An 11,631-nucleotide genomic window follows, 5' to 3' on the forward strand; every position below is an offset into this window, starting at 1 on the left:
TTCGGCGAACCTTGAACGATTTTATCGCTGTACACCAAATAAGCGAAAGACTTACGTTTCGGATCGTAGTAGCGGATAATCTGTTGGCTCTTAAATGCTATGCTGGCACTGCGTTTGAACACTTGTCGCGGTTTCAAAACCGCAGCCTCGTTATAACGGATGACTTCCGCACTTTGCACACAGGAAACGGATGCGTCGCTGGCATCTTCTTCCAGATTGACCGTTTCTTTCAAACCGCCTTTTTTTGCGTACGAAATATAACAGGCAATCCCCTGCACATCAGGATCGTCAAAACCTTCCACTTCAATACGGTCGTTTTTACCCAGCATATGAAACACCGTACTGGCGCGTCCGATTTTATCGGTATTGTCACCGCAAGCCGCCAAAACCATGGCGCCCAACACTACTAATAAATATTTTTTCATAATATCCTGTCGATGCAGACTGTCAGTTTCCAGGCAGACTAAACCCCGTCCGCCCACTCTATCGTTACTATATAAGACCGTTCGTCCATATTGCAACCCGATATTATTTTCAGACGGCCTGACAGACAGTATAATCCGTCCTATTGTTCCTACTTTGATAGCAAGATCGAACCATGCGTTACAAACCCCTCATTCTCGCCCTGTTGCTCAGCTTCTCCCTGCCAACCTATGCTGCCAAAGACGCGCCGAAAGAAAAAGCGACCGCCGTCAAAAAAGCTGCGCCCGTGAAAAAAGAGAAAGAAGCCGCCAAGGCAGATGTCAAAAAAGAAACCCCAAAAAAACAAGCCGTAAAAGAAAAAGAGGAAGGCAAAAAAGCGGTTAAAGCCAAAGTATCCAAAGAGAAGGACACCGCCGACAAAAACGAACGCGCTTCAGACAAAAACAAACCGGCTAAAGCCACCGAGGCCGCGGCTGACAATAAAAAGGCCAACCGCAAAGCAGAAGAGCCTAAAGAAACAGCCAAAGACAAAAAAGCTGCAGCCGCAAAATCCGGCAAAGCCAAAGAACAAGACAAGAAACCTGTTGAAGATAAAAAAGACAGCAAAGCCAAAGAACCCGTAAAAAAAGCAGACCCTAAGGAAACCAAAGCCAAAGAGCCTGCTAAAAAAGTAGCTGAAGATAAAAAAGACGGCAAAAAAACCAAAGAGCCCGTAAAAAAAGCATCCGAAGACAAAAAGGCCGAAGCTAAAGAGTCCGCCAAAAAAGCTGTCGAAGACAAAAAAGACGCTAAAAAAGACACAAAAGCCAAAGAGCAAAACAAAAAAGCCGAGCCTAAAGTTGAGCCTAAAGTCGCTTCTTCAGCCGACAACGATTTCAAAGCAGCCGTAACTGCCGCCGCCAACGATATGGAAACCAAGAAATCCTTTGCCAAACGCAATGAGGGTTTCATTATCCATGTCAATGCCACGCTCAAACAGCTGCAACAAACACGCAACAACCTCTCCGGCATCAACCGCAAACAACGCGACGCTTGGGAAAAATTCCAAAAACTCAATGCCGATGCCAACCAGTTAAAAGCCGAAGTTTCCAACACACGCGCCCAAATTTCGCGCTTTGTGTCCGGCAACTATAAAAACAGTCAGCCCAACGCGGTCGCCCTCTTTCTGAAAAACGCCGATGCCGGTCAAAAAACCCGCTTCCTGCGTTACACACGTTATATCAACAACGCCAACGACCAAGTTATGAGAGACTTGGAAAAACAACAGAAAGAGCTGGCGGCGCAAGAACAAAAAATCAACAATGAATTGGCTTACCTGAAAAAACTGCAAGCCAATATCCAAGCTTCGTTGCGTCAACAAGGCGTGACCAATACCGCCGAACAAGCCGAAAGCCGCCGTCAAAACGCGCAAATGGCCAAAGAAGCGCAAAAGAAAATCAACCACAGAGAAAACGAGCAGCGCCTCAATAATCTCTTGAAAGATTTGGAAAAACGCAAAGCCGAGCAACGCAAAGCCGAAGCCGAAGCGCGTAAAAAAGCCGCCGAAGCCCGTTTGGCCGCCGCTGAAAAAGCACGCAAAGAGCAGGCTGCCGCCCAACAAAAAGCCGAAGCCGAACGCGCCGCCATGTCTACGCTGACTGACGAAGACATGAAACTGCAAGCCCCGAACACCCAAGGCTTGACCGTCAGCAACGCCAACAGCTTCAGCCGTATGCAAGGCCGTCTGAAAAAACCAGTTAACGGTACATTGGCAGGCCTGTTCGGTCAAGACCGCGGCGATGGCGAAGTTTGGAAAGGCGTGTTCTACAATACCATTCCTGCTCCGGTCAGCAGCATTGCCTCAGGCACGGTTACTTTTGCCGGCGAGCTTGAAGGCTACGGCAAAGTAGTCGTCCTCGACCACGGCGACGGCTATGTCAGCATTTACTCCGGCCTGAACGAAATCGACATCTCCCAAAACTACGCCGTCAATGCCGGCAGCAAAATCGGCACCAGCGGCACTTTGCCGTCGGGCGAAACCGGCCTTTACCTTGAAGTCCGCTACAACGGACAAGTCATGAATCCGCTTTCATGGATTAACTGATGTTTCAGACGGCCTGAGTGAATTTTCCCCTTCAGGCCGTCTGAATTTTCATCATAAACTACAATAAAACACGATTTTCACGCCTGTTCAGCACATTAAACAACAAACTTTTACCTTAAACTTATTGTTCCAAGCGTTTAAATCACATAAAGTCAACGGGTTCAGAGAAAACAAAAACCACTTTGCTTACCGTACACAAAAAGAAAGTCAAACGAATGTCAACAAAATCTACTTTAAAAAAAGTTGCAATCTACACTCTCGGCGCATTTAGCGGCATCGCCCTCAGTCTGAGTGTACAAAGTTTTGCCGCCGAAAAAGACAAAAAAGACAACGAGGCCCTGCCCGTGCAAACCATCCGCACCATGGCAGAAGTGTACGGCCAAATCAAAGCCAACTATTACCAAGACAAACCCGATGCCGAGCTTTTTGAAGGCGCAATGAAAGGCATGGTGTCCGATCTCGATCCGCATTCCGAGTATATGGACAAAAAAGGCTATGCCGAAATGAAAGAATCTACCAGCGGCGAATTCGGCGGCCTGGGCATGGAAATCGGACAAGAAGACGGCTTCGTCAAAGTCGTTGCCCCGATTGAAGACACTCCGGCAGAACGCGCCGGCGTAAAAAGTGGCGACTTCATCGTCAAAATCGACAATACCTCTACGCGCGGCCTGACCGTCAGCGAAGCCGTCAAAAAAATGCGCGGCAAACCGGGTACCAAAATCACCCTGACCCTTTCACGCAAAAATGCCGACAAACCCATCGTCGTCAACCTGACCCGCGCCATCATCAAAGTCAAAAGCGTGCGCCATCATCTGCTTGAAAAAGACTACGGCTACATCCGCGTCTCCCAATTCCAAGAGCGCACTGTTGCCGCACTCAACGAAGCTGCGCAAGCCCTTGTCAAAGAAAACAAAGGTCCGCTCAAAGGCATCATCCTCGACTTGCGCGACGACCCGGGCGGCCTGCTCAACGGTGCAGTCGGCGTATCCGCAGCCTTCCTGCAACCTGACGTAACCGTTGTCAGCACCAAAGGCCGCAACAAAAAAGAAGGCATGGTACTCAAAGCAACTGCCGAAGACTACATCACCACCAGCGGCAAAGACCCGTTGGCAGGATTGCCTGCCGAGCTGAAAACCATTCCTATGACCGTCCTGATTAACGCAGGCTCGGCCTCCGCTTCCGAAATCGTTGCCGGTGCATTGCAAGACCACAAACGCGCCGTCGTCGTCGGCACACAAAGTTTCGGCAAAGGCTCAGTACAGACCCTGATTCCGCTTTCCGGCGGCAGCGCAGTTAAACTGACCACCGCCCTTTACTACACACCAAACGACCGCTCGATTCAAGCGCAAGGCATTGTTCCTGACGTTGAAGTCAAAGACAAAGACCGCGCTTTTGAAAGCCGCGAAGCCGATTTGGTCGGCCATATCGGCAATCCGTTGGGCGGCCAAGACGTCAACAGCAGCACTGAAACGCCTGCCAACGCAGAAACCAAAGCCGATAAAGACAAGTCCAAAAAAGACAAAGACGAAGACATCTCCAGCCGCCGCATTCCAAATCCGGCCAAAGATGATCAACTCCGCAAAGCCTTGGACTTGGTGAAAAATCCAGCCGAATGGCAAAAATCTTTGGGTTTGGCAGCGAAAAAACCTGCTCCGAAAAAAGATGCGGATAAAGACAGCAAAAAATAAACCCATCTTTATCCGATAAAAGGCCGTCTGAAAACTTTCCATTTTCAGACGGCCTATAAACACCTCCCTACTCCAAGGTAAGAACAAACATGAACATTTCCAGACTCATCCTCCCCGCACTGACCAGCCTATTCCTCCTAAACTCCCCGGTATCATCGGCAGCCAAACCCGAACAAGCCTCTGAGATGTACATTGCCAACAAAATCACCAGTGAAAACCTACACGGCTTCTGGGGAAATGCAGTCGAAAACGAAGAAGGCGCTCTTATCAACACAACCATCTTTAACCCCGACAACACTGGCACAGACATCGCCATAATGAGTTTCAAAGCCACCAACAAAATCTTCACCATCAGACAGGACTTTAATTGGACATTTGACGAGAAAAAACAAGAAATCCACCAAACCGTAACTGACTATAAAACCTCCATCAACGGCAAAGAAGAACAAAACAAACAAAAAATAGGTGAAAAAAGTACCATAAAAGCCAGAATCCTCATCATCAAAGGCCTGCCCGGTATGTTGGAATTGACTGACAAAGCCAGTGGCAACCAAACCAGCTACTTTAAACAAGATCCGGATAAAATACTCAACCATCTTGAAAACAGCAAAAAAACACACCCATAATCTCAAGGCCGTCTGAAAACCTCCCTCACTTTTCAGACGGCCTTCCCACTAAAATACTGCGGAAACAAAACACCATGGCAAAAGCCCCCAAAACCATCTACCAATGTTCCGAATGCGGTGGTACTTCCCCAAAATGGCAGGGTAAATGCCCGCATTGCGGCGAGTGGAACACACTTCAGGAAAGCCTGGCCGCGCCCGAACCGAAAAACGCCCGCTTCCAATCTTGGGCGGCGGACACCTCGACCATCCAATCCCTCTCTGCCGTTACCGCGACCGAAGTGCCGCGTAATCCGACCGGCATGGGCGAGCTTGACCGCGTATTGGGCGGTGGTTTGGTCGATGGAGCGGTCATCCTGCTCGGCGGCGACCCCGGCATCGGCAAATCCACGCTGCTGTTACAAACCATTGCCAAAATGGCGCAAAGTCGCAAAGTGCTGTACATTTCCGGCGAGGAATCCGCCCAACAAGTCGCCCTGCGTGCGCAACGTTTGGAACTGCCCACCGAAGGCGTGAACCTGCTTGCCGAAATCCGCATGGAAGCGATTCAGACGGCCTTGAAACAGCATCAGCCCGCAGTCGTGGTCATTGATTCCATCCAAACTATGTATTCCGACCAAATCACTTCCGCCCCCGGCTCCGTGTCGCAGGTGCGCGAGTGTGCCGCCCAACTGACGCGCATGGCGAAACAAATGGGCATCGCCATGATACTGGTCGGACACGTTACCAAAGACGGCGCGATTGCCGGCCCGCGCGTATTGGAACACATGGTCGATACCGTGCTGTATTTCGAAGGCGACCAACATTCCAACTACCGCATGATACGTGCCATCAAAAACCGCTTCGGCGCGGCAAACGAATTGGGCGTATTCGCCATGACCGAAAACGGTTTGAGAGGCGTATCCAACCCGTCCGCCATCTTCCTTGCCAGCTACCGCGACGACACGCCCGGTTCGTGCGTTTTGGTCACACAGGAAGGCAGCCGCCCGCTTTTGGTCGAAATTCAGGCATTGGTCGATGACGCGCACGGCTTCACCCCCAAACGCCTCACAGTCGGCCTCGAACAAAACCGCCTCTCCATGTTGCTCGCCGTCCTAAACCGCCACGGCGGCATCGCCTGTTTCGACCAAGACGTGTTCCTCAATGCCGTCGGCGGCGTCAAAATCGGCGAACCCGCCGCCGACCTTGCCGTCATCCTCGCCATGCTCTCCAGCTTCCGCAACCGCCCCATGCCCGAAAAAACCGTGGTTTTCGGCGAAATCGGCCTAAGCGGCGAAGTCCGCCCCGTCGCACGCGGACAAGAGCGGCTCAAAGAAGCGGAAAAACTCGGCTTCAAACGCGCCATCGTTCCCAAGGCCAATATGCCGCGCCATGACAAAGAGTTTCCAAACCTGAAAATCTACGGCGTCAGCAGTTTGCAGGAAGCGATTGACGTCTGTCGTGACGGGGACTAAACCGTTTCAATAATCCGACTCAAAAAACAATCAGCTAAAAGGCCGTCTGAAAACTTCCAGACGGCCTCTCTTTAAATTTAAATAATTTTGTTATATTATAACGAACGACTTTGTTCTATCTTTTCTACACATCGAAAATCGGAGAGAAATCATGAAAAAAACCGCTTTGCTTATCGCATCCGCCTTCCTGTTCAGCACTGCCGCACACGCCCATCGCGTTTGGGTTGAAACCGCCCACACACATGGCGGCGAATACCTTGAAGCCGAATTGGGCTATGGCGAATTCCCTGAGCTTGAACCTATCGCCAAAGACCGCCTGCACATTTTCAGCAAACCCATGCAACTGGTGACTGAAAAAGGCAAAGAAAACATGATTCAAAAAGGCACATACAATTACCAATACCGCAGCAAACTGCCGGTCAAAGACGGCAGCTACTTGGTAACCGCCGAATACCAACCGACTTTCTGGTCAAAAAACAGCGCGGGCTGGAAGCAGGCAAGCATCAAAGAAATGCCTGATGCAAGCTATTGCGAACAAACCCGTATGTTCGGCAAAAACATCGTCAATGTCGGCCACGAAAGCGCAGATACCGCCATCATCACCAAACAAGTCGGCCAACATTTGGAAATCGTACCTTTGGACAACCCTGCCAACGTCCACGTCGGCGAACGCTTCAAAGTCCGCGTCCTCTTCAATGGCGAGCCGCTGCCTAACGCCACCGTTACCGCCACATTTGACGGCTTCGACACCAGCGACCGCAGCAAAACCCATAAAACCGAAGCCCAAGCCTTCTCCGATACCACCGATGACAAAGGCGAAGTCAGCATCATTCCATTGCGCCAAGGTTTCTGGAAAGCCAGCGTAGAACACAAAGCCGATTTCCCCGATCAAAGCGTGTGCCAAAAGCAGGCGAACTACACCACTTTGACCTTCCAAATCGGTCATTCACATCATTGATTTTTCCATAACAAAAGGCCGTCTGAATAGTTCAGACGGCCTTTATTCATCCTATTTAAGGACGATGCGGCGCAAACCGCCATTGTCCCAATTCCAAATTCAAATCAAACAGATTCAGACGGCCTATTGCCACGCGGACCAAGCGTAAACACGGAAAGCCTGCTTTCGCAGTCATCCTTCGCACTTGGCGGTTTTTCCCTTCCGAAATTTTAATTTCCACCCAAAAATCAGGCACGGACTTACGCACGCGAATCGGCGGCACGCGCGGCCATAAAACATCCGCTTCACCTTCTTCCAATACCCTGACCTCGGCCGGACGGGTGACAAAATCGCCCAAATCTACGCCACGGCGCAATAAATCCAATTTGGCTTCATCAGGAGAACCCTCCACCTGCGCCCAATAAGTTTTAACCTGCTTGAATTTCGGGTCGGCAATCTGCGCCTGCAAACGGCCATTATTGGTCAGCAGCAGCAAACCCTCGCTGTCCGTATCCAAACGGCCGGCCGGATAAAATCCCGGTTTCTCGACAAAATCCTTAAGGCACTGATGTTTTTCATGTGCAGAAAACTGGCAAATCACGCCATAAGGCTTGTTTAGAATAATCAAATCGTTCATTTCACACTTTCAGACGGCCTTGGATTCCAAGAAATTCCGGATAATAAAAAAGACACCGTATAAACGGTGTCTTTCATATTTGGCGGAGTAAGAGGGATTCGAACCCTCGATGCAGGTTGACCCCACATGCTTCCTTAGCAGGGAAGTGCCTTCAGCCTCTCAGCCATTACTCCTAAGGAAGACCGCAATATACGCTTTCTGCCCTCCTTCGTCAAGCATGACCGCCCCAAACTTTCTTAACACCATGAAATCATTTAAATAAAAATATAATATTTTTTACATCATCCTATTTTTATACTTCTTTCATATATGTTAAAATGATTTTGTTTTCTGTAAACCTTTTTTCACACCCCTTATTACAAAGGAGTTCGTATGTTACGTTTTTCTGCTTTGGTTGCCGTATCCGCCCTGATGCTTGCCGCTTGCTCACAATCCGGCAATTCCCAACCATCTACTTCCTCCTCTCAAACTTCTACTCCAAAAACAACTGCCGCCGGTTCTGCCTGCCGCAGCATGGGTGAAGGCCATAAAGTCAATGGCAAAGGTCAAAACGACATTTATATGTGTAAAGTCGATGTAGCTTTGAACTCTGCCGAAGCCAAATCCGCTTTGGATCCTAGTATCCGCGTTCACTACGGCAGCACATCCGGAGCGACTTTGACTTCCCGTCAAATCTCCAACTCAGTCGGCAAAACCCCTGATGAAACCTGCCAACGCGCATTCCTGAGCGCGGTTAAACGCTTCCAAAGCACTGCACTTCGTAAAAAAGCCAAATCCGTTCATCTGGTTAGCTACTTTGACAAAGTAACCAAAGGCGGTAACGAATACGAATGCCACATCGCTACATTCAACAGCCGTGTGGTTTTGAAAGGCAGCTTCCACTAAGCAATGTCAAAAATGCCGGACTTCAATATGAAGTTTGGCATTTTTCTATTTTATGGATACGACACCCCTTCACTGCCTGCTGGCCGATTCGTCTTTTGCCGCCTGCTACGATCATGCGTCTCTAAATGCAGCCGATTCACAACGTTTGGCTGCCACGCCGCAACTGGCGCAGCGTCAAGACTGGCAAGTCAGCCGAGCATTAAAACAGCAAACCGATTTACCGGCTGTATCGCTGAGCCACAGCCAAGGCTTTGCCGCTTTATTGTGTGCGCTTCATCCCTTAACAGCCGGTGTCGATATCGAATTTATCCGACCGCGCGATTTTAAAGCGCTGTCGGCTTTGATCTGCTCGCAGGAAGAACAAGACTATTTGGAAACGGCAAACTGGCCGTCTGAAACGTTTTACCGATTATGGTGTTTCAAAGAAGCATTGATTAAAGCGGCAAATTTGGATTTTCCGTCAGACATGAAATCGGTCGGCTATGTTTTCGATTCAGGGCAACCCGTCGGTTTACGCGCTGGAAAGCAAACCGATTGGCGCGGCACAAGCGCGATTTTGGCGGATACGATGGCAATTGCCTGCGTTTGGAAGGAAAAAACCGTCGCTCTGCAATGGCAGTTTTTCGGCTCACTCAAGCTCAATGACTTAACCGACCGGCAAACTATCTAACAACTGACAAACTAATAATAATCTGATTTAATTTACTGGACTTTTACTTATTCCACACACCAACAGCAGCATTTGCAAAAGGCCGTCTGAACGATGAATCTTCGCCTCCTAAACCGCCTCTATACTGCCCTTATCCTGTTTCTTACCCTGTTTTTGGTTTATGCCTTTGCTTCACAAACGCGTATCCAAACCGATTTGACCGCGTTATTGCCAAGCGAGCAGCAACCCGATGCCTTACTGACGGCTGCGGATAAAGCTGCAGAAGCGCAGCTCAATTCGCAAGTCATTTTGCTTGCCGGCAGTACCGATGCCGAAACTGCTTTTCAGACGGCCGCACAAATTGCCGATGCATGGCGCAAGAGCGGCGTATTTGAACAAGTCGACAGTAGCATGACGCCGAATTTGGATAAAGTGCGGGCGGATATGCAGAAACTAGGCTTGGCCGTTTTGCCGCAAGACGAAATCCGCCTGCTGTTTGAGCAGCCGAAAGCCTATTTTCAAGCGCGCGCAGAAGCCGTGGCCAATCCTTTTGCCGCTCCCTCCCCTTTGTCTTTAGAACAAGACTGGCTGGGCTTTGGACGCTTTGTTGCCGACAAAGCCAATCCGCAAAGCCGTTTGCAGTGGGACATGGACAACGGCATGCTGTTTGCCGAAGACCAAGGCAAAACTTGGGTATTTTTACGCGGACGGCTCGCCGGCGGCGATCAATTTTCCGGCAACGACGCCCTCTTGCCGCTGATGGCGCAAAGCCGTCAAATCGCTTCGGAAAACGGCGCGGAAACCTTAAGCGCAGGCGGCGCATTGTTCGCCGCTGTATCCAAAGCAGCCGCAGAAAAAGAAAGCCGGCTGATGAGCATGGTCGGACTTGGGCTGACCTTTGCGCTGCTGTTGTGGGTCTTCCGCAGCGGCCGCGTGTTTTTGCTGTCTTTGCCGTTGGCAGCCGGCATGTTGACCGGATTGGCAGTTGCGTTATTAACCTTCGGCGAAGTGCATATCCTGACCATCGTCATCGGCACCAGCCTGGTGGGTATGTTGGTGGATTTCCCGTTGCACTGGCTTGCTCCGTCGGTATTCGGGCCGTCTGAAAAGACCGTTTGGCAGGCTGAATCAGCAATGAAACATGTCTTGCCAAGTTTTGCCGTCAGCCTGACAATTACCGTCTTGGGCTACGCGCTGCTGTGGTTCACCCCTTTGCCTGTACTGCGCCAAACCGCCGTGTTTTCAGGCTTCGCCTTATTTGGCGCGTTTGGTGCCACCGTTTTATGGCTGCCGCCGCTGTTTCGCCACTACCGTGCCAAAACCGTGCCTTTTGCCGCATTAACCGAAAAGCTCTATTCCTTGTCAGGCCGTCTGAAAAACCGCCTGCACAAACGCGGCTGGTTAATCGTGGGCGGAATTTTGCTGGCAGTCGGATTATGGCGCAGCGACTGGCGTGACGACATCCGTCAATGGGTCAATATGCCGACCGCGATGTTGGCCGAGGTACAACAAATCGGCCAGTTGAGCGGCACGGATTTTGGTGGAAAATATTTGGTGGCCGAAGCACAAAGCGAAGATGCCCTATTGAAGAAAACCGCCGAACTCGGTCGTGCCCTGCAGCCCTTAATCGCGCAAGGCAAACTGTCCGGCATCCAATCGCCCGACCAATTCATCCTGCCGACAACGGAACAGCAAAAACTGCAAAACCGCCTGCGCGAATTGACCAAATTGCCTGATAGCTGGAAACCGCTCACAGAAATCGGTATTCCTCGCAAAACCGTGCGCGATGCCCTGCTGCAAGCTGCCGATACGCAACCATTGTCGCTTTCAGACGGCCTGAATACCGATTTGGCAGAGGCTTGGCGTTCCTTGTATTTGGGCGAAGTGGAACCAGGCCATTTTGCTGCCGTCGTGCGTTTGAACGGCATGACCGATGAAGCCGCCGTACGCGCCGTGGCGCAACACGTCTCCGGCGTACATTGGGCTGACAAGCGCGCCCACTTAAACGAGCTTTTCCACCACACGCGCAATCAGGCCGCATGGTTGAAACTGGCTTCCTATGTGTTGGCATGGCTGCTCTTGTGGAAAATGTTTGGTTTCAAACGCGGCAGCAAAATCCTTGCCGTGCCGCTGGCCGCCGCCATCTGCACCGTTGCCGTACTCGGTTTGGCCGGCATTCCCGTCAGCCTGTTTGCCATGTTCGGCCTGCTTTTAGTATCCGCCATCGGCGTGGACTATGCCGTCTATGCCGC

General features: G+C 50.6%; 10 protein-coding genes and 1 tRNA gene. 8 read left to right on the forward strand and 3 right to left on the reverse strand.

Annotated features, from left to right (window positions below; translation table 11 throughout):
• On the reverse strand, positions 1-425 hold a 425-nt coding region (locus tag ACTHUE_RS05690; protein WP_440423102.1), incomplete at its 3' end, for a CreA family protein.
• Positions 426-598: 173 nt separating this feature from the next.
• On the opposite strand from ACTHUE_RS05690, the gene ACTHUE_RS05695 reads away from it, so the two are divergent.
• The 5 genes from ACTHUE_RS05695 to ACTHUE_RS05715 all read left to right on the forward strand — a co-directional run bounded on the left by ACTHUE_RS05695 (position 599) and on the right by ACTHUE_RS05715 (position 7,229).
• Positions 599-2,506, forward strand: a complete 1,908-nt coding sequence (locus ACTHUE_RS05695) for a murein hydrolase activator EnvC family protein (protein ID WP_070695489.1) — start codon at positions 599-601, stop codon at positions 2,504-2,506.
• A 215-nt stretch (positions 2,507-2,721) separates the two neighbouring features.
• The gene (locus ACTHUE_RS05700; protein WP_004520081.1) at positions 2,722-4,194 is read left to right on the forward strand and encodes a S41 family peptidase; all 1,473 of its coding nucleotides are present in this window, start codon (positions 2,722-2,724) and stop codon (positions 4,192-4,194) included.
• Positions 4,195-4,283: 89 nt separating this feature from the next.
• Positions 4,284-4,820 (forward strand): hypothetical protein, encoded by a 537-nt coding sequence (locus ACTHUE_RS05705; protein WP_004520080.1) that lies wholly within the window; start codon positions 4,284-4,286, stop codon positions 4,818-4,820.
• A gap of 74 nt (positions 4,821-4,894) precedes the next feature.
• Entirely contained in the window at positions 4,895-6,271 is a 1,377-nt protein-coding gene (radA, locus tag ACTHUE_RS05710) for a DNA repair protein RadA (RefSeq protein ID WP_004520079.1), read from the forward strand.
• A 151-nt stretch (positions 6,272-6,422) separates the two neighbouring features.
• A complete protein-coding gene (locus tag ACTHUE_RS05715) occupies positions 6,423-7,229 on the forward strand; it encodes a DUF4198 domain-containing protein (RefSeq protein ID WP_003685136.1) in 807 nt (268 codons plus the stop codon).
• 55 nt (positions 7,230-7,284) lie between these two features.
• Here ACTHUE_RS05715 and ACTHUE_RS05720 read toward each other — a convergent pair whose 3' ends face one another.
• Both ACTHUE_RS05720 and ACTHUE_RS05725 read right to left on the reverse strand, forming a co-directional pair.
• Positions 7,285-7,845: a pseudouridine synthase gene (locus tag ACTHUE_RS05720; RefSeq protein WP_004520078.1), complete on the reverse strand. Its 561-nt coding sequence runs from the start codon at positions 7,843-7,845 to the stop codon at positions 7,285-7,287.
• Positions 7,846-7,925: 80 nt separating this feature from the next.
• Positions 7,926-8,018: transfer RNA gene (locus ACTHUE_RS05725), tRNA-Ser, on the reverse strand.
• A 199-nt stretch (positions 8,019-8,217) separates the two neighbouring features.
• Between ACTHUE_RS05725 and ACTHUE_RS05730 the strand changes: the two genes are divergently transcribed.
• The 3 genes from ACTHUE_RS05730 to ACTHUE_RS05740 all read left to right on the forward strand — a co-directional run.
• Positions 8,218-8,730, forward strand: a complete 513-nt coding sequence (locus ACTHUE_RS05730; RefSeq protein ID WP_224783355.1) for a hypothetical protein — start codon at positions 8,218-8,220, stop codon at positions 8,728-8,730.
• A gap of 52 nt (positions 8,731-8,782) precedes the next feature.
• Positions 8,783-9,400, forward strand: coding sequence for a 4'-phosphopantetheinyl transferase family protein (locus tag ACTHUE_RS05735; protein WP_004520076.1), 618 nt, complete (start codon positions 8,783-8,785; stop codon positions 9,398-9,400).
• A 93-nt stretch (positions 9,401-9,493) separates the two neighbouring features.
• Positions 9,494-11,631 (forward strand): MMPL family transporter (locus ACTHUE_RS05740; protein WP_440423104.1); only part of this gene is annotated, 2,138 nt, incomplete at its 3' end.

The sequence above is a fragment of the Neisseria sp. P0021.S005 genome (assembly GCF_051956955.1).

Bases quoted from the DNA above. Each gene is read 5' to 3' on its own strand.
- ACTHUE_RS05695 (WP_070695489.1), top strand. From the start codon at position 599: ATGCGTTACAAACCCCTCATTCTCGCCCTGTTGCTCAGCTTCTCCCTG.
- ACTHUE_RS05700 (WP_004520081.1), top strand. From the start codon at position 2,722: ATGTCAACAAAATCTACTTTAAAAAAAGTTGCAATCTACACTCTCGGC.
- ACTHUE_RS05705 (WP_004520080.1), top strand. From the start codon at position 4,284: ATGAACATTTCCAGACTCATCCTCCCCGCACTGACCAGCCTATTCCTC.
- radA (WP_004520079.1), top strand. From the start codon at position 4,895: ATGGCAAAAGCCCCCAAAACCATCTACCAATGTTCCGAATGCGGTGGT.
- ACTHUE_RS05715 (WP_003685136.1), top strand. From the start codon at position 6,423: ATGAAAAAAACCGCTTTGCTTATCGCATCCGCCTTCCTGTTCAGCACT.
- ACTHUE_RS05720 (WP_004520078.1), bottom strand. From the start codon at position 7,845: ATGAACGATTTGATTATTCTAAACAAGCCTTATGGCGTGATTTGCCAG.
- ACTHUE_RS05730 (WP_224783355.1), top strand. From the start codon at position 8,218: ATGTTACGTTTTTCTGCTTTGGTTGCCGTATCCGCCCTGATGCTTGCC.
- ACTHUE_RS05735 (WP_004520076.1), top strand. From the start codon at position 8,783: ATGGATACGACACCCCTTCACTGCCTGCTGGCCGATTCGTCTTTTGCC.